The 24,787-nt window shown below is 73.1% G+C and carries 23 protein-coding genes and 3 pseudogenes; 7 read left to right on the forward strand and 19 right to left on the reverse strand.

From position 1 onward, the window contains the following. Nucleotides 1-66: 66 nt before the first annotated feature. From ACFY6U_RS01690 to ACFY6U_RS01720, 7 genes are all read right to left on the reverse strand, one after another. Nucleotides 67-735, reverse strand: a complete 669-nt coding sequence (locus tag ACFY6U_RS01690) for a response regulator transcription factor (protein WP_351495660.1) — start codon at nt 733-735, stop codon at nt 67-69. Further along, entirely contained in the window at nt 732-2,045 is a 1,314-nt protein-coding gene (locus tag ACFY6U_RS01695; RefSeq protein ID WP_390035177.1) for a histidine kinase, read from the reverse strand. Before ACFY6U_RS01695 ends, ACFY6U_RS01690 begins: the two co-directional genes overlap by 4 nt. Nucleotides 2,046-2,073: 28 nt before the next feature. Then, nucleotides 2,074-2,913 carry an ABC transporter permease gene (locus ACFY6U_RS01700; protein WP_390034548.1) on the reverse strand — a complete coding sequence of 280 codons (840 nt, stop codon included), beginning with the start codon at nt 2,911-2,913 and terminating at the stop codon, nt 2,074-2,076. Next, nucleotides 2,910-3,857 carry an ABC transporter ATP-binding protein gene (locus ACFY6U_RS01705; protein WP_390034549.1) on the reverse strand — a complete coding sequence of 316 codons (948 nt, stop codon included), beginning with the start codon at nt 3,855-3,857 and terminating at the stop codon, nt 2,910-2,912. Before ACFY6U_RS01705 ends, ACFY6U_RS01700 begins: the two co-directional genes overlap by 4 nt. A gap of 261 nt (nt 3,858-4,118) precedes the next feature. Further along, the gene (locus ACFY6U_RS01710) at nt 4,119-5,144 is read right to left on the reverse strand and encodes an iron-containing redox enzyme family protein (RefSeq protein ID WP_390034550.1); all 1,026 of its coding nucleotides are present in this window, start codon (nt 5,142-5,144) and stop codon (nt 4,119-4,121) included. Further along, on the reverse strand, nt 5,144-5,356 hold the full coding sequence (locus ACFY6U_RS01715) for a CDGSH iron-sulfur domain-containing protein (RefSeq protein ID WP_390034551.1): 213 nt from the start codon (nt 5,354-5,356) through the stop codon (nt 5,144-5,146). The genes ACFY6U_RS01710 and ACFY6U_RS01715 overlap by 1 nt, the downstream gene beginning before the upstream one ends. After that, nucleotides 5,340-6,029 carry a HemK2/MTQ2 family protein methyltransferase gene (locus tag ACFY6U_RS01720; protein ID WP_390035178.1) on the reverse strand — a complete coding sequence of 230 codons (690 nt, stop codon included), beginning with the start codon at nt 6,027-6,029 and terminating at the stop codon, nt 5,340-5,342. Before ACFY6U_RS01720 ends, ACFY6U_RS01715 begins: the two co-directional genes overlap by 17 nt. A 455-nt stretch (nt 6,030-6,484) precedes the next feature. Here ACFY6U_RS01720 and ACFY6U_RS01725 point away from each other — a divergent pair. Then, nucleotides 6,485-7,018: pseudogene (locus tag ACFY6U_RS01725) on the forward strand (zinc-binding dehydrogenase); the annotation flags it as partial. Nucleotides 7,019-7,084: 66 nt separating this feature from the next. After that, nucleotides 7,085-7,612: a hypothetical protein gene (locus ACFY6U_RS01730; RefSeq protein ID WP_390034552.1), complete on the forward strand. Its 528-nt coding sequence runs from the start codon at nt 7,085-7,087 to the stop codon at nt 7,610-7,612. A 48-nt stretch (nt 7,613-7,660) separates the two neighbouring features. Here ACFY6U_RS01730 and ACFY6U_RS01735 read toward each other — a convergent pair whose 3' ends face one another. Together ACFY6U_RS01735 and ACFY6U_RS01740 are read right to left on the reverse strand one after the other, a co-directional pair. Then, nucleotides 7,661-8,449, reverse strand: a complete 789-nt coding sequence (locus ACFY6U_RS01735; RefSeq protein ID WP_390034553.1) for an ANTAR domain-containing protein — start codon at nt 8,447-8,449, stop codon at nt 7,661-7,663. A gap of 153 nt (nt 8,450-8,602) precedes the next feature. Beyond that, a complete protein-coding gene (locus ACFY6U_RS01740) occupies nt 8,603-9,301 on the reverse strand; it encodes a TetR/AcrR family transcriptional regulator (protein ID WP_390034554.1) in 699 nt (232 codons plus the stop codon). A 145-nt stretch (nt 9,302-9,446) separates the two neighbouring features. Between ACFY6U_RS01740 and ACFY6U_RS01745 the strand changes: the two genes are divergently transcribed. Further along, on the forward strand, nt 9,447-10,124 hold the full coding sequence (locus ACFY6U_RS01745) for an SDR family NAD(P)-dependent oxidoreductase (RefSeq protein WP_390034555.1): 678 nt from the start codon (nt 9,447-9,449) through the stop codon (nt 10,122-10,124). Between the two features lie 93 nt (nt 10,125-10,217). Here the strand turns inward: ACFY6U_RS01745 and ACFY6U_RS01750 are convergent, their stop codons facing one another. The 3 genes from ACFY6U_RS01750 to ACFY6U_RS01760 all read right to left on the reverse strand — a co-directional run bounded on the left by ACFY6U_RS01750 (nt 10,218) and on the right by ACFY6U_RS01760 (nt 11,921). After that, nucleotides 10,218-10,739 (reverse strand): hypothetical protein, encoded by a 522-nt coding sequence (locus ACFY6U_RS01750; protein WP_390034556.1) that lies wholly within the window; start codon nt 10,737-10,739, stop codon nt 10,218-10,220. A 215-nt stretch (nt 10,740-10,954) separates the two neighbouring features. Further along, nucleotides 10,955-11,515, reverse strand: a complete 561-nt coding sequence (locus tag ACFY6U_RS01755) for a hemerythrin domain-containing protein (protein WP_390034557.1) — start codon at nt 11,513-11,515, stop codon at nt 10,955-10,957. Nucleotides 11,516-11,723: 208 nt separating this feature from the next. Further along, on the reverse strand, nt 11,724-11,921 hold the full coding sequence (locus ACFY6U_RS01760) for a DUF2945 domain-containing protein (protein ID WP_390035179.1): 198 nt from the start codon (nt 11,919-11,921) through the stop codon (nt 11,724-11,726). A gap of 313 nt (nt 11,922-12,234) precedes the next feature. Between ACFY6U_RS01760 and ACFY6U_RS01765 the strand changes: the two genes are divergently transcribed. After that, on the forward strand, nt 12,235-13,251 hold the full coding sequence (locus ACFY6U_RS01765) for an SDR family NAD(P)-dependent oxidoreductase (protein ID WP_390034558.1): 1,017 nt from the start codon (nt 12,235-12,237) through the stop codon (nt 13,249-13,251). Between the two features lie 6 nt (nt 13,252-13,257). Here the strand turns inward: ACFY6U_RS01765 and ACFY6U_RS01770 are convergent, their stop codons facing one another. The 4 genes and pseudogenes from ACFY6U_RS01770 to ACFY6U_RS01785 form a co-directional block, all read right to left on the reverse strand. Next, entirely contained in the window at nt 13,258-13,551 is a 294-nt protein-coding gene (locus ACFY6U_RS01770; protein WP_390034559.1) for a CYTH domain-containing protein, read from the reverse strand. A gap of 97 nt (nt 13,552-13,648) precedes the next feature. Beyond that, on the reverse strand, nt 13,649-14,833 hold the full coding sequence (locus tag ACFY6U_RS01775; protein ID WP_390034560.1) for a zinc-dependent alcohol dehydrogenase: 1,185 nt from the start codon (nt 14,831-14,833) through the stop codon (nt 13,649-13,651). 133 nt (nt 14,834-14,966) lie between these two features. Beyond that, nucleotides 14,967-15,184: pseudogene (locus ACFY6U_RS01780) on the reverse strand (hypothetical protein); the annotation flags it as partial. 67 nt (nt 15,185-15,251) lie between these two features. Then, the gene (locus ACFY6U_RS01785) at nt 15,252-17,087 is read right to left on the reverse strand and encodes an FAD-dependent oxidoreductase (protein ID WP_390034561.1); all 1,836 of its coding nucleotides are present in this window, start codon (nt 17,085-17,087) and stop codon (nt 15,252-15,254) included. 253 nt (nt 17,088-17,340) lie between these two features. Here ACFY6U_RS01785 and ACFY6U_RS01790 point away from each other — a divergent pair, with 253 nt between their 5' ends. Together ACFY6U_RS01790 and ACFY6U_RS01795 are read left to right on the forward strand one after the other, a co-directional pair. Beyond that, nucleotides 17,341-18,075, forward strand: a complete 735-nt coding sequence (locus tag ACFY6U_RS01790; RefSeq protein WP_390034562.1) for a hypothetical protein — start codon at nt 17,341-17,343, stop codon at nt 18,073-18,075. Between the two features lie 45 nt (nt 18,076-18,120). After that, a complete protein-coding gene (locus ACFY6U_RS01795) occupies nt 18,121-18,549 on the forward strand; it encodes an OsmC family protein (protein ID WP_390034563.1) in 429 nt (142 codons plus the stop codon). Nucleotides 18,550-18,603: 54 nt separating this feature from the next. Here ACFY6U_RS01795 and ACFY6U_RS01800 read toward each other — a convergent pair. Continuing rightward, a pseudogene (locus ACFY6U_RS01800) lies at nt 18,604-19,429 on the reverse strand (carboxyl transferase domain-containing protein); the annotation flags it as partial. 308 nt (nt 19,430-19,737) lie between these two features. Between ACFY6U_RS01800 and ACFY6U_RS01805 the strand changes: the two are divergent. Beyond that, a complete protein-coding gene (locus tag ACFY6U_RS01805; protein ID WP_390034564.1) occupies nt 19,738-19,902 on the forward strand; it encodes a hypothetical protein in 165 nt (54 codons plus the stop codon). 21 nt (nt 19,903-19,923) lie between these two features. Here ACFY6U_RS01805 and ACFY6U_RS01810 read toward each other — a convergent pair whose 3' ends face one another. Both ACFY6U_RS01810 and ACFY6U_RS01815 read right to left on the reverse strand, forming a co-directional pair. After that, nucleotides 19,924-21,912, reverse strand: coding sequence for an SWIM zinc finger family protein (locus ACFY6U_RS01810; RefSeq protein WP_390034565.1), 1,989 nt, complete (start codon nt 21,910-21,912; stop codon nt 19,924-19,926). After that, the gene (locus ACFY6U_RS01815; RefSeq protein WP_390034566.1) at nt 21,909-24,719 is read right to left on the reverse strand and encodes a DEAD/DEAH box helicase; all 2,811 of its coding nucleotides are present in this window, start codon (nt 24,717-24,719) and stop codon (nt 21,909-21,911) included. The genes ACFY6U_RS01810 and ACFY6U_RS01815 overlap by 4 nt, the downstream gene beginning before the upstream one ends. Nucleotides 24,720-24,787: the final 68 nt, after the last annotated feature.

The raw sequence follows: 24,787 nt of genomic DNA on the forward strand, positions 1-24,787 counted from the left end.
TAGAGGCGGGTGAGAAGACGTCCGTTCCCTTCAGCCGGTTCTTTTCCTTCGGTCGGCCCGTTCTTTTCAGCCGGCGCCGGGGAGGGCGATTCCCTGGTCGTAGGCGAAGATCACGGCCTGGACGCGGTCGCGGGCACCGATCTTGGCCAGGACGCGGCCCACGTGCGTCTTCACGGTGGACTCGGACACGACGAAGCGGGCGGCGATCTCGCCGTTGGTCCAGCCCTTGCCGATGGCGACGAGGATCTCGCGCTCGCGTTCGGTCAGGGAGGCCAGGCGCGGGTCCTCGGCAGGGTCGCCCCTTCTGGTGGGCACGTGCCGGGCGTACTCGTCCAGGATGCGGCGGGTGAGGGCCGGCGCGATCACCGCGTCGCCTCCGGCGACCGCGCGGATCCCGGCGAGGAGCTCGTCGGGGCGTGCGTCCTTGAGGAGGAAGCCGCTGGCTCCGGCCCGCAGGGCGGCATGCACGTACTCGTCGACGTCGAAGGTGGTCAGCACGAGGACCCGGGAACGCCCCCCGGCCTCGGCGATCCGGCGGGTCGCCTCGATGCCGTCCATACCGGGCATCCGCACGTCCATCAGCACGACGTCGGGACGGAGTTCGGCGGTCCTGCGGACGGCCTCGGCGCCGTTCGAGGCCTCGCCGACCACCTCCGTCTCGGGCATGGAGTCGAGCAGCACCCGGAAGCCGTAGCGCTGCAACTGCTGGTCGTCGACGACGAGCACCGTGGTCACCGGGTGCCTCCCTGCGGTGTCAGGTCGAGGGCGGCCTCCACGGCCCACCCCCCGTCGGCCGCGGGCCCGGCGCTCACGGTCCCTCCGTACAGCGCCGCTCGTTCGCGCATGCCCACCAGTCCGTGTCCTTCCTCGTTCCATGGTCCGGGTCCGGCGGGTCCGGCCGGGCCGTCGTCCCGGATCCGGATGACGAGCCGTTCGTCCTCGACGACGACCGCCAGGTTCACCTGGGTGCCGGCACCGGCGTGCTTCAGGGTGTTCGTCAGGGCCTCCTGGACGATGCGGTAGACCGTCAGCTGCATCCCGCGGTCCAGGGCGTCCACCTCGCCGACCGTCCGGTAGACGATCTCCAGTCCTGCGGTGCGTACGCCGTCACACAGCGTCTCGATGTCCGCGAGGCCGGGCTGGGGGCTGAGTTCGGGTGCCTGGCGGGCGCCGTCCGACGCCTCGCGCAGGACCCCGAGCACCCGGCGCAGCTCGCCGAGGGCGGTGCGGCCGGTGTCGCCGATGAGCTGGAGGGCCTCCTTGCCGCGTTCGGGAGCGGTGTCGGTGGCGTACGCGCCGGCGTCGGCGAGGGTGATGATGACGGACAGGTTGTGGCCGACGATGTCGTGCATCTCACGGGCCACCCGGGCGCGCTCCGTGGCGGTCGCGAGTCTGATGCGCTGGTCGCGTTCCGTCTCCAGCCGCGCCGCCCGCTCCCGCAGCCCCGCGAGCTGGGCCCGCCGGGTCCGCACCGTCAGGCCCACGGCCAGGGCCGCGGTCGCCGTGCTCAGCAGGAAGAACAGGGCGTCCCAGACCGACATGGCCGGCGAGACCCGCACCGCGACCAGCACCATCCCCGCCGCCATGACCGCGCAGGCCCACGGCAGGCGGCGCAGCTGCCCGTGCAGGGCCAGGCTGTACAGGGCGACGAACAGGGCGACGTCCGCGCGCAGCACGGCATCCAGCGACCACTGCAGGACGAAGACCGCGGCGATGGTGACGAAGGCCGCCATGGGCCGCCGCCGCCGCCACAGCAGCGGCAGCACCAAACCGGCCTGCAGGGCCAGCATGGCCGCGAGGGGGAGCTGGGTGAAGACGAACTGGAACCTGCGCCGGCCGTCCCCGTCTCCGTCCCCGTACCTCGCGCTGCCGTGGTGCAGGAGGTCCGGCAGGCAGAACATGAAGAAGACCAGCGCCGCGACCGCGGTGTCCAGCACCCACGGATGGGCGCGGTCCGCGTGCCGCAGCCGCTGGCCGGCCCGGGCGAGCCGGGCGGCCAGCGGTCCCGTTCCGCCGATGTCCCCGGCGGAGGCGGTCGTCGTCAAGGTGGTCACCTGCCCATGGTGCAGGCTGTCAGACGTCGCTGCGCACCAGCCGGTACGCCGCGCCCGCGAGCGCGAGCACCGTCCAGCCGAGGAAGACCAGCAGCCCGGCGCCCGGCGACAGGGTGGTGCTGTCGTGGGTCAGGGCGAACATCGACTCGCCCGCGTTGCTCGGCAGGTAGGGGCTGATGTCGTCCTGCCAGGAGCTGGGCAGCAGGGAGATCAGGCCCGGGACCAGCATCAGGGAGGCGACCAGGACCGAGATGCCGCCGGCCACCGACCGCAGCAGGGCGCCCAGGGCGGTGCCGATGACGCCGACCAGGCCGAGGTAGAGCCCGGCGCCCAGCAGGCTGCGCACGACACCCGCGTGCGAGAGGCCCATGGCCGCGGGCGTGCCCGACACGATCTGGCTGCCGAACAGGAAGGCGACGAAAGCGCCCAGCGTTGCCACCACCAGCGCGACCAGCCCGAACACGGCCGCCTTGGACCACAGCACGGGCAGCCGGCGCGGTACGGCGGTGAGCGTGGAGCGGATCATCCCGGTGGAGTACTCCCCCGCCGTGACCAGCACGCCGAGCACGCCGAGGGCGAGCTGGGCGAAGTTGGTGCCGAAGAGGGACAGGCTCACGGCGGTCGCGGTGGCGAAGTCGCGGTCCTGGTGCGGAGAGCCGACGCCCGACTTGTAGTGGTTCGCGGCGATGAGCCCGAAGGCGACGAGAAAGAGCAGGCCGAGGCCCAGGGTGATCCAGGTCGAGCGGAGCGACCACAGCTTGGCCCACTCCGAGGCGAGCACGCGCCGTCCGGTCACCCGGTAGGCGGGGCGGGTGGCGGTGGCCGGGGGCGCCTCGACGGGCGCGGCGAGGGTGCTCATGCCGCACTCCCCTCGGTCACGCGGGCCTCGATGCCGGTCGTCGAGCCGTGGTACTCCACGGCATCCCTCGTCAGGTTCATGAACGCCTCCTCCAACGACACCGTGCGCGCGGTCAGTTCGAACAGCGCGATCCCGTGCTCGGCCGCCTTGAGGCCGATGTCGCGGGCACTCAGCCCGGTCACCTGAAGCTCCTCGGAGCCGGCCCGCCCGGTGATGTCGACGCCGGGACCGGCCAGTGCCTCCCGCAGCCGGGCCGGCTCCTGGGTGGCCACCTGCACCGTGTCGCCGCCCGCCTCCCGGACGAGGTCCGCCACGGTCGTGTCGGCCAGCAGCCGCCCGCGCCCCACGATGATCAGATGGTCCGCGACCAGGGCCATCTCGCTCATCAGGTGGGACGACACGAACACGGTCCGCCCCTCCTCGGCGAGGGCCTTGAGCAGGTTGCGGATCCAGAGGACGCCCTCCGGGTCGAGCCCGTTGACCGGCTCGTCCAGCATCACCGTCTGCGGATCGCCCAGCAGCGCCGCCGCGATACCGAGCCGCTGCCCCATGCCGAGGGAGAACGCGCCGGCCCGCTTCTTCGCCACGCTGCCGAGGCCGGCCAGTTCGACGACCTCGTCGACCCGGCGGCGCGGAATGCCGTGGGTCAGCGCGAGCGCCAGCAGGTGGTTGTAGGCCGAGCGGCCCGGGTGGATCGACTTCGCCTCCAGGAGGGCACCGACCTCCTGGAGCGGTGCCTGGTGGCGGGCGTAGTGCCGTCCGTTGACGGTCACCGACCCGCCGGTCGGGGCGTCGAGTCCGACGATCATGCGCATGGTCGTGGACTTCCCCGCGCCGTTGGGCCCCAGGAAGCCGGTCACCGTGCCCGGCTGCACGGCGAAGTCCAGGCCGTCGACGGCCGTCTTCTCGCCGTACCTCTTGGTCAGCTGCTGTGCGTCGATCATGCGCGTCTCTTCCTATGGGAGCCGGCGCCCGTCTGTCGCCCCTCGACGCCTCACCGACAACGCTAGGAGTCGAAACGCCCCGATTCGGTGGTACCGGGGCATGATCCACGCCCGCCGGGTCGTACCGCGGTACTACGCACGCCTGCCCCCTCGGTCGCACCCTTCAGGTCGCCGTCGGGGCGCTGCCGCGTGCGGTCCGGAAGCGGGCCGCACGGGCGCAGTGGCCGTCCGGTCCGGCCGGTGCGGAGGCGTCCGGCGTGCTCACACCCGTGAGCCCTCAGGGCCCATGGCCAGCGGGGTGGTGCGGGGCGTGCGCAGCGCGGATCGGCCGTCCGACCAGGCCGTCAGCACGCGCGCGGCCAGGCGGTCCTCCAGGTGCCCGGTGGCACGGATCCCGAAGACCACGTCGGCGTCCAGCTGCGGCTCGTCCGCCAGCAGTCCGGCGACGACCTCGTGCCGTACGACCTGTTCGTGCACCGCGTCCGCCTCGACGTGCTCGGTGTAGAAGCGGACGGCCGCCGGGCCGGCGCCCATGCGGCGCAGGGCCTCGGACAGCCGCCGGGAGGCGGGAGACGAGGTGATCTCGACGGTCGCGAAGTGGCCGACGAGCGCTCCGCGCAGGGCCCGGTGCAGGCCGAACAGGGACATCATGTTGGCGGTGGCCAGTGCCTCGGCCGGTGCGGCGTCGACGTAGTGCCCGTACGAGGTGTCCAGGCCCAGGTCCGCCATCAGGTCGGCGAAGAGCCGGGCGTGGATCTCGTCGGCGCGGCCGGCGCCGAACTCGTCGAACTCCACGGCGACCATCGCCGCCTTGGCCCGTCCGCGCAGCCGGGGGATGACCCAGGCGTGCGGGTCGGCCTCCTTGAGGTGGTAGAGCGAGCGCAGCGCGGCGTACTGGCGGAAGTGGTCGAGAGTGCCGTGGTCACGCAGGAAGTGGGAGAGGCTGCCGTCGACCTCGCCGACCGGTTCGAGCTGGAGCTCGTCCAGGGCCCGCGCGGCGCTGTCGGACGCGTCGACCGGTACGTCCGCGCGCAGCGCGCCGAGGAAGCGGTCCTCCAACCCGGCGCGCAGGGCGAGGAGTCCGGGGTCCCACTCGCGGTCGTCGGGGACGCCGTCGAAGCCGAGGTAGTGGAGTTCGTAGAGGATGTACAGGGCGAGTTGGAGGTCGTCGCCGTAGGGGTCCGTTCCGGAGGGGACCGGTGGCAGCCCGGATCCGGGTCCGCTCAGTGCGGCGGTGAGCGCGGCGGAGAGCGGGCCGCGCGGCTCCGGCAGTCGTACGTTCGTCATCACGATGCCTCGTCCGGTTTCGCACGGCGGCGATGGCTGGTGTCGCACCAGGGCGGGGTCCGGGTACGGCGGCAGGTGCAGATGGCCACGGTGAAGCGCCGCGACACATGCACCTCGCCGTCCTCGCCCACGACTTCGACCGGTCCCTCCACCAGGAGCGGACCGTCGCGCTGGACGCGGATCCGGCGGGGGCGTTCAGATGTGTCCGGCACGGATCACCACCAGCTCCTCCGTCGTGCGGTCGGCGCTGTCGGCCAACAGGCCGCGTTCGCGCAGCCAGCCCGACCGGGAGCGCAGGATGCGGCCGAAGGGCAGCCGGGTGCGGTCGACGACCTGGGCGTGCAGCCCGGCCGCGTGGAGCCGGGCCAGGGTCTCCTCGACGCCGCTCAGGTGGGAGTGCACCATCAGCAGCCTCCCTGCGGGGCGCAGGACCGCCGGTGCCGCCGCGCAGATGCGGTCGATGAGCAGCCGGCCGTCGGGCCCGGCGTCCCAGGCCCGCGCGCGGCCCCGGGGCGGGCGGTCGGCGGGCGGGGCCGGGACGTACGGCGGGTTGGTGACCACGAGGTCGAAGCGGCGGCCCGGCACCGCGGACGCCAGGTCACCGTGGCGCACCCGCACCGTCTGGCCGTTCAGCAGGGCGTTGCACCAGGCGGCGGCGAGCGCGCGCCAGGAGATGTCCACCGCGGTCACCCGCGCGCCGAGCCGGGCCGCCTCCACCGCGAGGGCACCGCTGCCGGTGCCGAGGTCCAGGACCTCGGTCCGGCTGGTGATCCGCTCCCGGCGCAGCGCCCGGCCGAGCAGCCCGGTGTCGGTCTGCGGCCGGTAGACGCCCGGCGGGACCCAGCCGCGGAACCGGGGCGGGGAGACGAGGGATTCGGTCGCCATCATGGTGCCCCTGGTCGGCTCGACGCCTTCAACGGCCGCCCGGCGAGTGCGCGGGCGACTCCGCGGAGGCTCTGGCCAGGGCCTCCGTGTCCGAGGGCTGCGGGGATGTCCTGAGGGTGCGGTGGACGACGAGGGCTTTCACGGGTGCTCTCCACGCTGGTGAGAGGGGGGGCGGGCGGGCCGCATCCGGCCCGTCGTGTCACACGGGTACCCCCGGGCCGCTGTCGTAACGAGAGATCCCGGCGGGGACTGTCACGTCGACGGGGTCTCGCGCTGCTCCAGCGGCCGGACGGCGGGACCTCGGAGGATGCCGGATCCGCGGCATACGTGCAGGCCACCTGCATGCCGCGGTCGGCCTGGCGACCACCACACCCCCTTGGTCCGTTTCGCCGGAATCGTGCACGGGGACCCGGCACGGGCAGCACCAGCACACTCAGCCGCCCTCCGGCCGGCCGGACCACGTGATGCTCGCCGACGTCTTCCCGACGGGCTACCACGCCACCGAGATGGCCGGCGTGGGGCCCGGGGGACCAGACCGTCGTCTACGGCGCCGGACCCGTCGGGCTCATGGCCGCCCACTCGGCGATCCTCAGGGGCGCCGGCCGGGTGTGGGGCGCCGACCACCAGCGGGACCGGCTGCGCAAGGCCGAGAGACCGGCGCCATCCCGATCGGCACCAGCAGCCAGGACCCGGCCGAGGCAGTGCAGGAGGCCACGCTCGGGCTCGGCGCCGACAACGGCTGTGAATGCGTCGGTTACCAGGCTCACGATCCGAGCGGCCAGGAGGATGCCGCCCTCACGACCGGCCAGGCGCCGGTGAAGAGGTACAACCGGGCCCTGCGCGACCTGATCGCCGGAGGCAGGGCCGAGCCCGGCTTCATCGTTTCGCACGAACTCGGTCTCGACGAGGCACCGCCGGCCTACGAGCACTTCGACAACCGGGACGAAGGCTGGACCAAGGTGATCCCGCACCCCGACCGCCACGGCTGAGACGGGCTGGGCGGGTACTCGTGCAGAGCCGCCGCACGCGGGCGGAGGAAAGCGAGGGCACGAGCCATGACGACACCGATGCCGGGCACCCGCCCGCAGGTCCGCACGGTCCGTACGGACCTGCTCGGGATCTACCTCAACGACCATCTGGCAGGTTCGACGGTCGGAGTCGGACGCTCCCGGTTCATGGCCCGATCGCATCGCGACCCGCCCTTCGCGGAACCCCTGCGGCACCTCGCGGGCGAGGTCGCCGAGGACCGGGCGAGCCTGCTGCGCATCATGCGGAGCCTGGGCGTGCCGCAGCGCCGCTACAAGGTCGCCGCATCCGCCGCGGCCGAGCGACTGGGGCGTCTCAAGAGCAACGGGCGCCTCTTCAGGCGTTCACCGCTGACACTGGTCATCGAACTCGAGTTCCTCCGGCTGGGAGTGAAAGGCAAGGAACTCGGCTGGCGCACCCTGCGCGTCCTGGCCGAGGCGGACGGCCGCCTCGACGAACAGGAGCTCGACGACCTGATCGCACGGGCCGGGCGGCAGCTGAGCACGCTGGAGGACCTGCGCGTCAGAGCGGTCCGAGACGTGTTGCTGTGTGACTGACGGGGCGCTGAGGGCCCGAAGGCCGGGGCGAGAGGGCCGAGCCCGCGTTCATGCACATGCCCGTCCCTGGCACGCCTCCCGTGCCGCTTCCGTGGGGGTGGCGCCCGACGGCCGGCCGTCGGTCCTGCGGGCCGTGGCGACGGCTGCGGTGAGCTGCTTCCGGACGGCATCCGGCAGCGCTGCCCCATGGACCGTCGTCAGCACGTCCCTGGCGAGGTGGTGCAGTTTGGTATTGGTGTGCTGAGATGTCGTGACCAGCACCTCCCACGCTGCGTCCGGGCTCAGACCGAACGTGGCCATGAGGACTCCGCGCGCCAGGTCGATGTCCGGACGGGTGCGCATCGCACGGCGGAGCTGGACCACCTCCGTCCGCAGAACCCCGTCGTCCGCGTTCCCGCCCTGAGGCCCGGATTTCCCCACGGGCGGATCGGTGCCGTCGGATGCGACTGATCCGTCGGGTGCGGCGGAGAAGAGACCGTAGGTGTCCGTGAAGGTCAGCAGGCGTTCCACGGCGGGGCTGACGGCGGTGACGGTGATCGTCTTTCCCGCCGCGACCGCCCGGGCGCGGGCGGCCAGCAGTACGTTGAGCGCGCTGCAGTCCGCGAACGTCAACCGGCCGAGATCCAGGTCCACGCCCTCGGCGGAGCTCGCAAGGGCGTCGCGCAGGGTGTGCCGGAGCTCCTGGCTGTTGTCGAGACAGAACTCGCCGCTCACGGTGACGGTCACTCGACCGCCGTCCGGACGGGCCGATGTCATCAGACTCGCGGTCGTCGGCCGGGGCGGGCGGTCGCCGCCGCATTCGCCCGCGAACGGCACTTCGTCGGACGGTTCCAGCATGATCGCCTCCTCCGCACATGCCTCCTCAAGCGTCGTACGCTCCCCCTGGCCCGTCAAGGCGTACGTGAAATTTAGTTCGTGTTTCCGGGTGCGTGAAAACGCGGCCGTACGATTTGGGCCACGGCGGCAGTCGCCGGACCGGCAGTCACGAGGTCAGCTCTCGGCGTCCGGGGCGGGGGCCGCGGGGCCTGCCGGTGCGGCGCGGAGCATGGCCTTGTAGAGAGCCTCGTGCTCGGGCGAGGCGGGCAGCGGACCCCGGGCGGGGGCCTCGAAGGACTGGACGAACAGGGCCACGACGCGGCGCCAGGCGTCGGGCGCCGCGTCACCGGTGGCGTTGACGACGCCCGCGTTCGCCATGTGGAGCAGCACCAGGTCGGAGGGGTCGAAGTCCGCGCGCAACCGGCCTGCCTCCTGCGCGCGGCCGATCAGCCGGACCATGCCCTCGTACGCCTCGTTGCGACGCGTCTCCAGCTCCCTGGCCGTGGGGAAGGTCGTGGTCAGCACGTCGGCGAAGCCGTAGTCGGCGGCCTGCATCGCACACGCGGCCTCGATGTAGCCGACGAAGCCACGCCAGGGGTCGGGATCGTCCAGGGCGGCGGCGACCGCGTCGGCGTAGGCGTCCATACGGTCGGCGAAGACGGCCGCGACCAGGTCCTCCTTGGCCGGGAAGTGACGGAAGGCCGTGGCGATCCCGACACCCGCCTCACGGGCCACCGAGGCCATGGAGGCGTTCAGCCCGTCGCGCGCGAACATCCTGCGCGCCGCCGCGACGATCCTGCCCCGGTTGCGCTCGGCGTCGCTGCGCAGCGGCTGGGCGGCAGTGCCGTCGGGACGCCGGGAGCCAGGAGTCATGCCGGCAGTCTAGCAATCGGAAAGGCCTATCCATTTCCCGTGGTACGGTGAGCACACCGAACCGGCAAGCCCTATCCGGATCGCGAATCGGAAAGGGCTATCCACATTCCTGCCTCCCTTGCGGAGGCCTTGCGAAAGGATCGCTGTGAGCAGCATCGCCATCGTCGGGGCCGGCCCCCAGCTGGGCCTGGCCATCGCCCGCACCTTCGGCACCCAGGGCTACGACGTCGCCCTTGTCTCCCGGGACCCCGAGAAGCTGGACGGTCTCGTCGGCAAGCTGACCACCGAGGGCATCACCGCCGCCGCCTTCCCCGCCGACGTCCTCGACCGCGACGCCCTCACCCAGGCGCTCAAGGACGCCGCCGAGCGCTTCGGCGGCATCGACGTCCTGGAGTACTCCCCGCTGGGGGCGTTCGGCCAGGTCGTCCTGGCCACGCCGGCCGAGAGCGACTACTCACACATCCAGCACGAGATCGAGTTCCAGCTCTACGGGGCCATCGCCGCGACCAAGGCCGTCCTGCCCGCGATGCGCGAGGCCGGCACCGGCACCCTGCTCTACACCACCGGCGCCGGCTCCCTCGACCCCCTGCCGGTGGTCGGCAACGTCAACGCCGCCGCCGCGGCGCTGCGCAACTGGGCGGTCAACCTGCACAAGGAACTCGACGGCACCGGCATCCAGGCCGCCCACATCGGCATCGACGTGTCGATCGCCGTCTCCCTCATCCCCGGCCAGCCGGTGATCCAGCCCGAGGACATCTCCCCCGTCTACTGGGACCTGCACACCACCAGGCGCGATCAGGCCGAACTCGTCTTCAAGGGCTGACCACACCGGCTTCTCCCGCCGGCCCCGGTCCCTCGGTCTCGATCGAGACCGGCAAGCAGCCCGCCCGCCGTCGTGCCGGGGCCACTGCTGCGATCAGGGCAGTTCCGCGGTGTCGACACCGAGCAGTTCCACGAGCTGGAGCCGGTGGAGGCCGGCGATGTTCTCCACCAGGTCGGGGTGGCGCAGCAGAGCCGCAGCCTCCGTGTCCCACTTCCCGGGGGCGGTCAGCCTCCGCAGGCCGCCGCCGGCCTGGTGCTCGCTCATGGCGGCGGCCCGGTGGGCGGCGTGGGCGGCCAGGGCCGCGTCGGCCAGGAGGCAGGCGGCCCAGCTGACGACGGTTTCGTCGACCCAGGTCCGCCAGGCGGCGTCGCCGGTGCCGTCGGGCTGCGGCTCGCATCCGGTGAGCCAGTCCAGCCGCTGGGACCCGCTGGGTGCGAGCAGGTGGAGCAGCTGCACATCGAGGGTGGTGGGGTAGCGCAGGGCGGCGGCGAGCGTGACCGCCTGCCGGGCCTGCGCCTCGGCCAGCGCCCGGCTGAGCGCACCACCGGGGGCGGGGTAGGCGGCCAGGAGCCAGCGGGTGGAGGCGGCTATGACAGGTGTCAGATCGTCGGTCACGGCGGTCGGTCCCTCGGGAACGTGCTCGCCTGTGTCCGGCAGATCGGTCCCGCGAGCTGTTACGCGGGGCCGCGCTGCCCCGCTCGTGACCTACCAGCGTAGGCAGCCGGACCGGAGGAGGGAATGAGCAGCGTCACAGGAGTCCGGGCCGCCGCCCGGGTTCCCGACCGGGAATCCGGGCGGGCGCCGAACGGCCCGGTACTTCTCCCCGGGGGTCAGGACTTGCCGCGGCCTGTGATCAGGTCGCGGGCCCGGTCCACCAGACCCGTGCCCGGCGCGAGGAGCTTGTTGGCGGGCGGGGTGCTCGGCGCGGAGGGGTGGGGGCGGGTCGGGGCCATGGACTTGGCCCGGCGGATCTTGTCCCCGAGCTTGTTCAGAGCGTCGGCGGAGCAGGTCTGGCGCAGCATGGGGAAGAGGTTGTCCTCCTCGTCCCGGACGTGGGCGGAGACCTCGTCCATGAGCTGCTGCAGCAGCGGGCTCGTCTTGGGGTCGTCGGTGTCCGCCTTCTCCAGCTGCTTGAGGAGCTCCTCGACCCGACCGTGGTCCGCGATCTCCTTGTCCGCGATCCGGTCGCCGCCCTCGATGTACTCGCGTACCGCCGGGTAGAGGTACTCCTCCTCGGCGATCGAGTGCCGTACGAGTTCGATGGTGACCTCGTCCACGACGTCACGCAGTGCCTGCCCGCCGCCCGGCATCCCCTGGATCCGGGCGAACATCTCCTCGACCTCGCGGTGGTCGGTCATCAGCTCCGCGATCGCGTCTCCACCGTGTCCCATGGTCTCTCCGCCTTTCGCTGTTCATGCCCGGGGCCGGGCCGACGAAGCCGGCGCCGCCGCGGGCGAGGTCCACCCGCCGGGTGCCCGCCCCCTGCCGGGAGTAACTGCTTCTTCGTCATCGAGGAGCGGCCCTCGATGGTGCGCAGAAGCGTGAGCTCCACGTCGCCGTGTTCGCCGTGGATCAGGCATCCAGGCCGACCGCCCCGGCTCACTTCTTCTTCAGCGCGGACGGCTTGTGCACTGAGGACCGGCCGGACTTGCCGCTGCGCACCTGGTACTGCGGTTCGTCCGGGGACGCATCCACCGTGCGGCCCGCGGCCTCGGTGCGCTCGGTGATCTTCTTCTCGACCTCGCCCTCGGCCTGTCCGCCGTGACTCTCCCAGGCCACCTTGTCGCCCCTTTCCAGCTCCTTGCCCGCGCGCCTGTTCCGAGCCGTACCGGCACTCCTTCACCTGCGGTGGGCCGTTTCTCCCAGGGTGCGGGCATCGTGCCTGCACCGCAGCTGCTGGTCACGCTCTGGGGCCGAGTTCGGCGGGCATCGGACTGTCTGTCCGGAGGACGGGTACTCAGTGATCTCTGCGGCTTCTCGCGCACCAGGTCCCACCGATTGCTTCCAAACCACCGACATCCCGCCCTTCCCGGAGAAGCGCCTGGCAGCGGCCTGCCGTCCCACCAGGGACACCATCTCCCGCGGGCTTCGAAGACAGGGAGGCATCTCCATGCCGACACCACTGCCGTTCCGGGCGTCCGAATCCCTTCACGGCCTGTCCGCCGTGGTCACCGGCGGCTCCCGCGGTCTCGGTCTTCTCATCGCCGACGAGCTGATGGACCGCGGCTGCCGTGTCACGCTCGCCGCGCGAGACGCCGACGAACTCGAGCGGGCCGCCGGGCTGCTTCGGCAGCGGCATCCCGAAGGCTCCGCCCGCACCGCCGTGACCGACGTGCGGGACAGGCAGGCCCTCGCTGGTCTTTTCCACCGGACGGCCGAGGCCTGCGGCGGCGTGGACGTGGTCATCGCCAACGCCGGCATCATCCAGGTCGCACCTGCCGAGACCGTCGGCGCGGCCGGATTCGACGACGCGATGGGCACGATCTTCCACGGCGCGCTCCACACCAGCCTCGAAGCACTCCCCTACCTGCGCGAGAGCCCAGCCGGCGGAAGGCTGGCTCTGATCGGCTCCGTGGGCGGTCTGCTCGCCGTACCGCATCTGCTGCCGTACTCGTGCGCCAAAGCCGCCGTGGGGGCCCTGGCCGAAGGGCTGTACGCGGAGTCGGCGCGCGACGGCGTGTCCGTGACCGCCGTACATCCGGGTCTGATGCGCACCGGCTCGCATCTGCACGCCGTGTTCGGCGGTGACCGGCGACGCGAGTTCGCCTGGTTCTCCGCTCTCGCCGGCACTCCGCTGATATCGATGGACGCGCGCCGCGCTGCCGACCGCATCGTCACGGCCGTCCAGCGCCGCCGCCTCCGTCTCGTGCTCACCCCCGCCGCCCGCGTCGCCGACAAGGCCCACGGCCTCGCCCCCGCGCTCACCGCACGGCTCAGCCACGCGACGACCGCACTGCTGCCGACCGCGGAAGGCGAACCGGAGCTGCGCCCGGGCATCGACATCGAGCCGGCAGCCCCACGCACGCTCGGGGAACGCCTGCGCTCCGTGGGCAGCGCGCTGAACGACCGGGCTGCCCGTGCCTACAACGAACGCCACCGCACCGCTGCGGAGCGGCATCTGCCCTGACCGGGCTCACGGCCGGGTGCGGCGGGTCCAGCTGAGCGTCTTGCGCGGATCGCGCCGTGAGGCATCCGCTCCCCGGGTACGGGAAAGGGCCAGGTCGCGCAGTGTTTCCGGAAGACTGTCGGACAGCGGGGCCGGTACCTCTTCCCGGCTGTCCCCGGACAGCGGCAGTTTGAGATGCCAGCCCGCGTCGGTTCCGCCCGTCCTTCGCCTGAGGGCGGCCGAGGAACCGGCCGGGCGCAGGTAGTCCGTGTCGTAGTACACGGCGTCCAGGATCTCGGTGCCCTGATCCGCGACGGCCACGATGCCGCCCACCCCGGTGAGGTCGGGCAGCCATGTCGTGTCGGCAGCCGACGGTGATCCGACCGGCCGTCAAACCACTCGTCCGGGCTGAGGCGGCTCAGGGCTGCAGCAGGGTTTTGATCATGCCGTCACGCTTGGCCTGGAAGTCCGCGTACGCCCGTGGCGCCTCCTCCAGGGGCAGGTGGTGGGTGGCGAAGCCGTCCACGCCGAGGGGGTCGCCGTCGGAGAGCAGGGGCAGGATCTCCGGCACCCAGCGCCACACGTTCGCCTGCCCCATCCGGAACTGGAGTTGCTTGTCGAACATGCGCAGCAGCGGCAGGGGGTCCATGGCTCCGCCGTACACCCCGGACAGCGAGACGGTACCGCCGCGCCGTACGAGGTCGATCGCCGTGTACAGAGCGCCGAGCCGGTCCACACCCGCCTTCTCCATGAGCGGCTGGGCCAGCGCGTCGGGCAGCAGTCCCGTCGCCCACTGGGCGGCCTTGGTCACCGGGCTGCCGTGCGCCTCCATTCCGACCGCGTCGATCACCGCGTCGGTGCCGCGTCCGTCGGTCAGTTCGCGCACCGCGTCCCCGAGGTCCTTCTCGTGCCGGCGCAGGTCCAGGCAGGTCACCCCGTGCGCGGAGGCCCGGTCGAGGCGTTCGTCCACGAGGTCGACGCCGATGACCAGCCCGGCGCCCCGGTGCTGAGCGATCCGCGTGGCCATGTCGCCGATCGGGCCGAGGCCGAGCACGGTGACCGATCCGCCGGGCGGCACCGCCGCGTACTCGACGGCCTGCCAGGCGGTCGGCAGCACGTCGGAGAGATAGACGAAGCGGTCGTCGGGCGGTCCCTCGGGCACCTTGACCGGCAGAGTGCTGCCGAACGGCACCCGCAGGTACTGGGCCTGCCCGCCCGGCACCTGCCCGTACAGCCTGGTGTAGCCGAACAGGGCCGCACCGGAGCCGTACGCGTGCACCTGCGTGGTCTCGCACTGCGACTGCAGGCCCTGGGAGCACATGAAGCAGGTACCGCAGGAGATGTTGAAGGGGACGACGACCCGGTCCCCGCGAGCGAGGCCACGCACCTCGGGTCCGGCCTCCTCGACGACACCCATGGCCTCGTGTCCCAGGATGTCGCCCGGCTCCAGGAACGGCCCGAGGACCTCGTACAGGTGCAGGTCCGAACCGCAGATACCCGTGGAGGTGATCCGCACGATCACGTCGTCAGACTGTTCGATCACCGGATCGGGGACCGTCTCCACCCGGACGTCCCGCCGACCCTGCCAGGTCAGAGCGCGCATACCGTCCGCCTCCTCGCTCGTACACCGGTCAGTGGTCACGACCGGGTATCCGCAGCGAGCCCCCTCAGTCGCCGACGGCACCGTCACCGGCATGCGGGGGGGGACGACCGGGAGCAGTCGCTCCGGACCTGCCCTCGCTCACGGTGCGCAGCGTCCGCCGGGCGGTGTGCACGACCGCGGCCTCGGACAGCCCGGACAGCCGCTCCAGCAGCTCCGCCGAGGGCTGGAAACCCACGGATGCGAGCGCCGCGTCGACTGCCGTGCGGCGACAGCGCCTTCCCCGGCGGAGCCCTCGGGGGAGGGAAGGCGGTGCGTGTGCCGGATGACCGGCGATGCGGGACTGTGCGCCACTCGCGGATGATCGCAGAGGTGCGCGAGCCGGTGCACAGGAGTTTTCCGCTCCGCCGCCGGACAGCTCCTAGCCCAGGTCGAAGGTGTTGGGCAACCCCAGCCGGTAGCGCACCTCGTCGACCCGTTTCAGGGGCTCCAGCTCCGGTGGCCGGAACAGCTCCCAGACGTGGCACCGCTCCGCGTCCGAACCGTCCGCGTCCAGCAGTGCGTTGACGGCGCGTCGGGCGGATTCGTTGGCGCCCTCCATGGTCGCCAGGTCCACGTCGGTGCGGATGTAGTCGCCCGCGAGGAAGAAGTTCGGCACCGCCGTCCTCGCCGACGGGCGGTGGTAGAGCGTGCCGGTGGGGTGGATGAGGAGTTGTTCGCGGTTGTGCGGGTCGGGGCCGCCGAGGCCCGTCACCGCAGGGTCCATGAACCAGCCGAGCCGGTCCTCGTCCCTGAGCGTCGTCTTGCCCGAGTCGTTCAGCCCGTCCTTCAGCTGGGCCCACAGTTCGGCGACGATCTCGTCCTTGGTGCACTCACGGGCGGTCTTGCCGTACAGGATGCCGGGCTTGTCCCACTCGGAGATGATCGTGGACAGGCACTCGTGGGCCTGCCCGTCACCGTAGTCGCGCGAGAAGTCCCGTACGTCCCAGAACTGTGTCTGGCCGATTCCGGTGACCGCCCAGGGTGAGTCGAGGCAGTTGATGTGGCCGTGCACGACGGGGGTGGGGGTGCGCAGGTAGAACATCACGCCGGTCATCCAGTCCGTCTTCAGCTCGTCGCACCGCCCGAGCTGCGGGTCGGCGGCGCGCAGGGCCGGGCCCCAGGTCACGCGCGCGTGCTCGACCGGGAGGGCGGAGACGTAGTGGTCGGCGGTGACGGTGCGCGGCCGGCTGCCGTCGCGCGCCGCCACCCGTACGCCGGCCACCCGTACGCCGTCGTACACCACCTCACGGACCTCGGTGCCGAGCACGAACTCGACGCCCAGGGAGCGCAGATGTGTCTCCCAGGGGTCGATCCACGCCTCGCTGGTCGGGGCGTTCAGCACCCGGTCGACGTCCGCGTCGCCGTCCATGCCGCGGCCGAGCAGGCCCCACAGGATGAGGGCCTCGATGATGACGCGGCCGACGGTGCGGGTGGAGGCGACCTCGGCGCGGGTGGCGACGAGGTTGCGGGTCTGGCCGATGCCGAGGAGCACCTGGTACTCGCGGCTCATCTCGCCGGCCCGGATGAAGTCCCACCACGCGACCTTCTCCCACTGGTCCTCGCGGCGGGCGTCGCAGCTGGTGAGGTGGACCAGGAGGCGGTCGGCGAAGTAGGCGGCCTCGTGGGCGGGCAGGTGGGTGGCGAGGTCCAGCACCGACAGGACCTGGTCGCGGATCCAGGACGGGGTGAGGTCGCCGGGAGCGGGCGGCGTGGTGACCCGGCGGAGCGGGAAGTGCAGGTCCGGGCGGCCCGAGCCGCGCGCGAACAGCTCCTCCGTGCCGCCTCGGAGGTTGCCGTGGACGCCGTTCGTGTTGCCGGGGAAGGGGATGCGGCGCATGGTGTCCGGCAGGTTCCGGTAGAAGCCGGGGAAGAAGCGGAAGCCGTGCTCGCCGGGTAGCGGCTTGCGGCCGCCCGTTCCGGTCCCGGGGACGTCCATCGAGCGGGCCTTGCCGCCGAGGGCGTCGTAGTACTCGTAGACCGTGACCCGGTAGCCGCGTTCGGCGAGTTCGTGAGCGGCGCTGAGGCCGGAGACCCCGCCGCCGAGGACGGCGACACGCTTGCCGGAGCCGGCCGCGGCCGCACTGCCGGCCGCCCCTAAGACGCCGGCCGCTCCCCCGCCCACGGCGCCGGCGACCACTCCCCCGCCCGCCGCCAGGAAACGCCTGCGGCTGTGCCCGCCGTGCTCCCGAGCCTGCTGCGCGTGTTCTGTTGTCATGAGAACCGGAGATTAGGGAGGGGCTCGGGCAGCCGGAAGCACTCTTACGTGTCGCCTACAGCATCCTCACAAACACCCGGGGACAGCGGCACCGAGCGTGTCGGCGCAGGGCCGGTGCCGCCGGGTTGCCGCTCGCGTACCGACCAGGAGCACCCGGCCTCGCCTGCCGGCGGGCGGTTACCGCACCCGACGGTGGGGAGCAAGGGCCGAGCCGGTCGTGGATCGGCCGGGGGGGCTCGGGACAATCATGGCCATGAGCGACCGAATGTCCGACGCCGAGAACCGGCTGGCCAGGATCGAAGGGCTGCTGGAGAGCGGCGAGCACGACGTGGTGCCCGCGTGGCGCAGGGCGACACAGGGCGAGCCGCGGTGGGCGGTGACCGCCGTGATACTGGTGGCGATCGCCCTGCAGCTGATGCTGCCGCACCGGCTCGCCTTCCAGCCGTACTGGGCCCTGCCGGTCCTGGAGGTGGTGTTGCTGGCCGGCGTCATCGCCGGCAACCCCCGGCGGGTCGAGCCCCGCACCCGGTGGCTACGGGTCCTCGGACTGGTGCTGATGGGGGTGATCAGCGTGGCCAACGGCTGGTCGGCGGTCCGGCTGGTCGCGGGTCTCGTGAACGGCACGGAGGGCCGTGACGCCGGGCCGCTGCTGCTGAGCGGCGGGGGCATCTGGCTGACGAACGTCATCGTGTTCGCCCTCTGGTACTGGGAGTGGGACCGCGGCGGGCCGATGGCCCGGGTCCTCGGCCGGCACCAGTACGCGGACTTCCTCTTCGTGCAGATGCAGAGTCCGGAGACCGCGCCGCAGGACTGGGAGCCGGGCTTTCTCGACTACCTGTACCTGTCCTTCACCAACTCCACCGCGTTCAGCCCGACCGACGTGATGCCGTTGTCGCACTGGGCCAAGATGCTGATGATGCTGCAGTCCTCGGTCTCCCTGGTGACGGTGGTCCTGGTGGTGGCGCGGGCCGTCAACATCCTCCAGTGACGGCGGTGCCGGCACCGCCGGCCGGGCTGCCTTAGGTTCGTCTCCATGAGCGAAGACTCCTTGCGCCTCGTCACGGTCGAGCGCACCGGCACCGGCCGTTTCACCGCCACGAACGCCCGCGGCGGCACGATCGCCTTCGGCACCGGCGACGGCACCGAACTCACCCCGGTCGAACTGCTGCTCGCCGCGATCGGGGGCTGTACGGCCGCGGACGTCGACGTGTCCACGAGCCGTCACGCGGAGCCGACCGCGTTCACCGTCACCGTCAGCGGCCACAAGGTGAGCGACGAGGACGGCAACCGGATGACGGACCTCTCGGTCGCCTTCTCCGTCACCTTCCCGGAGGGCCCGGCCGGCGACCGCGCCCGCACCATCCTGCCCCGGGCGGTCGCCGTCTCCCACGACCGGCTGTGCACGGTCAGCCGCACGGTCGAGGCGGGAACGCCGGTCGCCGTGTCGGTCGAGAACGTCTGACGTCTGACGTCGGGGGCCGGGTCGGGTCCGGCTGTGTGGCTGTGTGGCTGTGTGGCTGCCTGACTGCACGGCGGCATGGTCGAGCGTCTCGTGGACGACCTCCAGCAGGATCCGCTGCTGGGGGTCGAGCACGGCGGCCTCGCGCGGTGCGATGCGGAAGAAGCCGGCGTCGAATCCCGCGATGTCGTCGAGATATCCGCCGTGCGCGGGCACGTCGGCGGGCGGGAAGGCGGTGCCATCGCGCCATCGGTCCGCCGGAACCCGGCCGATCGCGTCGATCCCGTCCACCAACAGCCGCCAGTAGTCGGCGGGCCCGCGCACCCCGCCGGGCAGCCGGCACCCGACGCCGATGACCGCGACCGGTTCGGCCGCCCCTCCGGACAGGGCCGGCGCGGGGGCGTGCGGCCCGCCCGGCGCTTCGTCGAGCGGGGTCCCGGCGGGCACGGTCCCGGGCGCGTACTCGGGGGGGCCGTTCCAGGTTGTTGCCGGGCAGGTACGACAGCAGGTCGCGTACGGTGGCGAGGGCGTCCTCCTCGTCGGCGGCGAGGAAGCGGGCGTTGCCGTTGACGGTGTTGCTGACGCGGGCGCCGCCCAGTTCCTCGGCGGTGGTGCGCTCTGCGGTGACCGTCTCGATGACGTCGGGGCCGGCGACGAACATGTGCGAGGTGCGGTCGACCATCACCGTGACGTCGGTGATCGCCGGTGAGTAGGCGGCGCCGCCCGCGCACGGGCCGAGGACGACGGAGATCTGCGGGATCACCCCGGACGCCTGGACGTTGCGCCGCACCAGTTCGGCGTAGAGGGCGAGGGAGGCGACGCCCTCCTGGATGCGGGCGCCCCCGGAGTCGTTGAGGCCGATGACGGGGCAGCCGGCTCGCACTCGCCCTGCGGCTCCACAAGGCCACCTACCAGGGCATCGCACGCACCTACACCTTCAACCAGTACAACCAGTTCGACGCCGAAGTTAAGGCCATGGCCGGTGTGACCTACGTCCACCAGGTCCACGACGGACGGTTCGAGCAGGTCGGGCCGATCCTGGCCGCGCAGACGAAGGGGTAGCGGAGGTGGAGCGGCTCCAGCCCGCCGCCCCCTCGTCCGTCGGCGGCCGAGGCGTACGACGCCGTCGGCTACGCCGCCCACGGCCTCGCGGCGCCCAGCAGCGACGAACGCGAGTCCCTGCGCGCGGAGTTGCTGCGCGGGCCCTGGCAGGGCATCACCCGCCGGTACAGCTACGAGAGCCAGAACCAGTACCTGGAGACCGGCCAGGACGGTGGGTGGTTCCTCTACCACGTCGAGAACGGCAGGGCCCGGTTCGTCGCGCGGCACGACGACATCGGGAAGAAGACGTCGTAGGCATCCGGTGGGGCGGGGGAACTACAGGTCGTCCGATGCGCCGAGGCCGGTCAGCGCGCCCACCGGGTCCAGGTCGGGGGTGCCTCTGGGCCACCAGTCGTCGTGGCCCGGCTCCGACTCGTAGGCGTACCACAGGCCGTCGCGGCCGAAGCGGAGCTGGAGATGGCCGCCGGGGTGGGTCAGGTGGTTGCGCCACGGCCGGAAGGCCGGGAGGTCGGCGGCGAGCAGCAGCGGCCGGGCCCGGTCGAAGCGGCCGGCCGGCGGGTCCCAGGGCTCTTCGAGGACGGCCAGCCCCTCCATGCCGCCCTGCCGCCAGGCGGCGACCGCGCGCGCCAGGTCGCCCGGGGTCCGGCCCACGGCGTCCGCGAGCGTGGCGTAGAGGGCCCGGGTGGACGCGGTCAGGCCGGAACCGGGGCGGGCCGCGGCGAGCCGCACCGCGTCCTGCCAGAGGGACAGTTCACCGACCGGGTCGTGTCCGGTGGTGAGCAGGGCGTGGGCGCGGGCCGCCGCGTCGGTGGCCAGCTGGTCCAGCGCGAACGGGTCCGGGCCGCCGGGCACCCCCGGATACACCGGCGGCTGCTCGGGGTGCGCCGGCGCCGGCAACGGAGGCGGCAGCGGCGGGAGTCGACGCGGTACGAGGGCCTCGGTGGCCCGGACGCCCGGCAGCGCGGCCGGCTGCCGCTCCCGGGCCGCGCGGGCGGCGTTGCGCCGGGACAGCGCGTCCAGCACCTCGCGCTCCCCGCGGCCGCGCAGCAGGAGCAGCACGAACGGGTCCGCGTCCAGCAGCCGCGCGGTCTGGTAGCAGAGTGCGGCCGCGTGTTTGCAGGGGTGCCCGAAGTCCGGGCAGCTGCACCGGGGTTCGAGTTCACCGGGCCCCGGCAGCAACGGGACCCCGCTGTCGGCGAGGGTCTGCGGCAGCTCCTTGTCGAGCAGCGCGGCGATGTCGGCCGGCCGGTCGGCGGCGGCCTCCAGCAGCCGCTCCCACTCGTCCTCGCCGAAGGTCCGCAGCCGCACCTGCACGCGGTACGGCCGGGGCCGGCTGCCCTGCACGTACGCCAGGACCAGCCCCGGGGTCACGGTGATGGCGTCCACGTGCCCGCGCTCGGCGTAACCTCGCCCGCGCACCAGCCGCTTCACGTCCAGCGCGCCCTCTTCCAGCGCCCGTACCCAGGCGTTTCCCCACCAGGTCTCGGCGAACTCGGAAGCAGAGGCGGAGACACGGGACGGGAGGGGAGGGAAGGTACGGCGGAGCTCGGAGTCGCGGTGGGGGGTGGCCATGGTGCGCGGGAGACGGAGGGTCGGCTCCGGGTGGCCGGTGGCGACCGCAGCGGGGTGGGAGTCAGGCGTGTCCGGGTCGGGTCCGGGTGCGGGCTCGGGTACACGTTCGAGTGCGGGTGCGGGTTCGGGTGCACGTTCGGGTGCGGGTTCGGGAGTGTCCGGTTCGGACTCCTCCCTCGGCATCCGGAACGCGCTCGCCAGGAACTGCTTCAGGTCACGGGCGGTGCGACCACGAGCCGCGGACGCCGGGGCCGGCGAAGCCGAGGGCGAGGGCGAGGGCGAGGGCGAGGGCGGTCGCCGTACCGGGCGGGCCGAGGGCTGTTCAGACGTCTGCGCCGCAGCCGCCTCCTCGGCCCGCCTCGCCTCCGCGCGCGCCGCACGCAGCGCCTCCCGCGCGACGTCACCGGGACGGCTGCCCGGCCGTCCGGCGGCGGACGCGGCCGTGTCGGCCCGGTCGATCCCCTCGATCTGCTCGGCCGGCTCGGCCGGCTCGGCGGCCACACCTTCCTCGGCCTCGGGCTCGGCATCCCGCCTCTCGGCCTCCTTCGCGGCGGCGGCCACCCGCAGTGCCAGACGCGCGGCATCCCCCGGCCTCGGCACCCGCTCCGCCCGTTCGCCCTCTCCCCCGCCCGCGGCCGCCGCGTCGGCCCCGGTCTCCGCCTCGCGCCCCCGCGCCGCCCGCAACGCGCGCCGCGCCGCATCCCCCGGCCGCTCCTCGCCCGCGCCGCTCATGACGTCCTCCGCAACGACACCAGGTCGGACAGCTCGCGGTCCGTCAGTTCGGTCAGGGCGGCCTCGCCGGAGCCGAGGATCGCGTCGGCGAGGGCCCGCTTCGCCTCCAGCATCTCGGCGATGCGGTCCTCGACCGTGCCCTCGGTGACCAGCCGGTGCACCTGGACCGGCTGGGTCTGGCCGATGCGGTACGCGCGGTCGGTGGCCTGTTCCTCCACCGCCGGGTTCCACCAGCGGTCGAAGTGCACGACATGGCCGGCGCGGGTGAGGTTGAGACCGGTGCCCGCGGCCTTCAGGGAGAGGACGAGGACCGGGGTCGCGCCGCTCTGGAAGCGGTCCACCATGCGCTCCCGCTCCGGCACCGGGGTGCCCCCGTGCAGCAGGTCGACCGGGACCGCGCGAGCCTGGAGGTGTGCGGCGATCATGCGGGCCATGCCGACGTACTGCGTGAACACGAGCGCCGAGCCGTCCTCGGCGAGCACGGTGTCCAGCAGCTCGTCGAGCAAGGTGAGTTTGCCGGAGCGGGCGGCCAGGCCCTCGATGCGGGACTCCTCCTTGAGATACAGCCCGGGATGGTCGCAGATCTGCTTCAGGGCGCCGAGCAGCTTGAGCACCAGGCCGCGGCGCGCGATGCCGTCCGCCGTCTCGATGGCGAGCAGCGACTCGCGCACCACCGCCTCGTACAGCGCGGCCTGCTCGCGGGTGAGCGGGACGGGGTGGTCGGTCTCCGTCTTGGGCGGGAGTTCGGGGACGATCCCGGGGTCGGACTTCTTGCGGCGCAGGAGGAAGGGGCGGACCAGGCGGGCCAGTCGGGTCACCGCCTCCTGATCCTCGCCGTTCTCGACGGCGCGCGCGTGCCTGGCGCGGAAGGACTTGAGCGGGCCGAGGAGTCCGGGGGTCGTCCAGTCGAGGAGGGCCCAGAGCTCGGAGAGGTTGTTCTCCACGGGGGTGCCGGTGAGGGCCACGCGCGCGGGGGTCGGGATGGTGCGCAGGGCTTTCGCGGTCGCCGAGTAGGGGTTCTTGACGTGCTGGGCCTCGTCGGCGACGACCATGCCCCAGGGCTGTTCGGCGAGCCTGCCCGCGGTGGCGCGCATGGTGCCGTACGTGGTGAGGACGAAGCCGCCGTCGAGGCCGTCGAGGCTGCGGTCGGGGCCGTGGAAGCGGCGGACCGGGACGCCGGGGGCGAACCGGGCGATCTCCCGCTGCCAGTTGCCGAGCAGCGAGGCCGGGCAGACCACCAGGGTCGGCTCGGTGCGGGCCCGCTTGAGGTGCAGGGCGATGACGGTGATCGTCTTGCCGAGGCCCATGTCGTCGGCGAGGCAGCCGCCGAGGCCGAGGGCGGTCATCAGGTCGAGCCAGGCCAGGCCCCGCAGCTGGTAGTCGCGCAGGGTGGCGTGCAGGCCGGCGGGCGGCTCGGCCGGCTGGATGCCGGCGGTGAGACGGTCGCGCAGGGCCGCGAGGACACCGACGGGGACGGCCTCGACCCGCTCGCCGTCCACCTCGGCCTCGCCGGTGAGCGCGACGGAGAGCGCGTCGACCGGGTCGAGCAGGCCGAGTTCGCGCCTGCGCGCCTTGCGGACGAGGGCCGGGTCGACGAGTACCCAGCGGTCCCGCAGCCGTACGACCGGGCGATGGGCCTCCGCGAGGGCGTCCATCTCGGCGTCGCTGAGCGGATCGCCGCCGAGCGCCAGCTGCCAGCGGAACTGCAGCAGTTCCTCGCTCTCGAAGAAGCCGGTGCCGTCGGTGGCCGAGCCGGGGGCGGGCCGCACCACGGCCGCCGCGGTCAGGTCCTGGGCCAGGTCCCGGGGCCAGTGCACGGCGACCCCGGCCGCCGCGAGCCTCGTCGCCGCCACCCCCAGCAGCTGTCCGAGCTCCTCCTCGGAGAGCGCGAGGACGTCCGGCACGTCCTGCTCCGCGAGGCGGGCCAGCGGCGGCCACACCCGCGCGGCCCGGCGCACGGCCAGCGCCGCGTCCACGCGCGCGCGGGGACCGAAGGCGGCGTCGGACGCCCCCGACCACAGCGCCGCCGCGTCGGTCACCAGCGTCGGGTCGGCCAGGCTGTGCACCTGGACGATCGCCGCTCCCGCGCGGTGCGCACCCTCGCCGTCGTCGAACAGGTCGTACGCCGACAGGTCCAGCCGCAGCGAGATCCGCACCCCCGCGTCCATGCCGGCCGCGACCTCCGCGGCCCACTCCTGGGCGTCGGGCAGCCGCCGGGCTTCGCGGGCGGCGAAGGGCCGGCCCGCGGTGTGCGGGGCGGCCGGGGTGCGGGGCAGGGTGTCGGCGACCGCGTCCAGGAAGGAGCGGACCAGCGCCTCCGGCTGGGGCAGCAGGAGCGGGCCGGGGCCGGGCAGCGGGACGGCGTGGCCCTCGGCGGGCAGGGCGTCGGCCACCGCGCGCAGGTGGGCGATGTCGGCGGGCTCCAGGGGGCCGGCCCGCCAGGCGTCGTGTCCTGCCGGGGTGAGGCCGGGCAGCAGCCGGCCGCGGGCGGCGAGCCGCAGCGCGTGCAGGGCGGCGGCGCCCCAGCAGGCGGTGGCGGGGTGGGCGGCCGGGTCGCGGCGGGCCCGGACGAGATGCGGGAGGGCGGCGGCGAGCGGCAGGGTGAGCGCGGGCACCTGCCGGCGGCGGACCCCGGTGGCGCCGTGCCGCCGTACGACCGTGAGCTCCTCGGTCGCGGTGCCGGGCAGCGGATCGCCCTCGGGGTCCCAGAAGGCCATCCGGCCCTGGCGGGGGAGGTCGGCGGGCAGGTAGACCGCGGCCAGGCGCACCGGTACGTCCGCGCCGGCCTCGGCCGTCGTGCCGCTCATACGTTCTGCCACCTCCCGCCCGCCTGTCGGATCAGACGTCTTCGACTGTACGGGCGGGGTCTGACAGT

The sequence above is a fragment of the Streptomyces sp. NPDC013157 genome, assembly GCF_042899865.1.
GTDB lineage: Bacteria > Actinomycetota > Actinomycetes > Streptomycetales > Streptomycetaceae > Streptomyces.

Bases quoted from the DNA above. Each gene is read 5' to 3' on its own strand.
- ACFY6U_RS01700 (WP_390034548.1), bottom strand. From the start codon at position 2,913: ATGAGCACCCTCGCCGCGCCCGTCGAGGCGCCCCCGGCCACCGCCACC.
- ACFY6U_RS01785 (WP_390034561.1), bottom strand. From the start codon at position 17,087: ATGACAACAGAACACGCGCAGCAGGCTCGGGAGCACGGCGGGCACAGC.
- ACFY6U_RS01810 (WP_390034565.1), bottom strand. From the start codon at position 21,912: ATGAGCGGCGCGGGCGAGGAGCGGCCGGGGGATGCGGCGCGGCGCGCG.
- ACFY6U_RS01735 (WP_390034553.1), bottom strand. From the start codon at position 8,449: ATGCTGGAACCGTCCGACGAAGTGCCGTTCGCGGGCGAATGCGGCGGC.
- ACFY6U_RS01815 (WP_390034566.1), bottom strand. From the start codon at position 24,719: ATGAGCGGCACGACGGCCGAGGCCGGCGCGGACGTACCGGTGCGCCTG.
- ACFY6U_RS01765 (WP_390034558.1), top strand. From the start codon at position 12,235: ATGCCGACACCACTGCCGTTCCGGGCGTCCGAATCCCTTCACGGCCTG.
- ACFY6U_RS01775 (WP_390034560.1), bottom strand. From the start codon at position 14,833: ATGCGCGCTCTGACCTGGCAGGGTCGGCGGGACGTCCGGGTGGAGACG.
- ACFY6U_RS01720 (WP_390035178.1), bottom strand. From the start codon at position 6,029: ATGGCGACCGAATCCCTCGTCTCCCCGCCCCGGTTCCGCGGCTGGGTC.
- ACFY6U_RS01795 (WP_390034563.1), top strand. From the start codon at position 18,121: ATGAGCGAAGACTCCTTGCGCCTCGTCACGGTCGAGCGCACCGGCACC.
- ACFY6U_RS01790 (WP_390034562.1), top strand. From the start codon at position 17,341: ATGAGCGACCGAATGTCCGACGCCGAGAACCGGCTGGCCAGGATCGAA.
- ACFY6U_RS01755 (WP_390034557.1), bottom strand. From the start codon at position 11,515: ATGGGACACGGTGGAGACGCGATCGCGGAGCTGATGACCGACCACCGC.
- ACFY6U_RS01705 (WP_390034549.1), bottom strand. From the start codon at position 3,857: ATGATCGACGCACAGCAGCTGACCAAGAGGTACGGCGAGAAGACGGCC.
- ACFY6U_RS01710 (WP_390034550.1), bottom strand. From the start codon at position 5,144: ATGACGAACGTACGACTGCCGGAGCCGCGCGGCCCGCTCTCCGCCGCG.
- ACFY6U_RS01740 (WP_390034554.1), bottom strand. From the start codon at position 9,301: ATGACTCCTGGCTCCCGGCGTCCCGACGGCACTGCCGCCCAGCCGCTG.
- ACFY6U_RS01730 (WP_390034552.1), top strand. From the start codon at position 7,085: ATGACGACACCGATGCCGGGCACCCGCCCGCAGGTCCGCACGGTCCGT.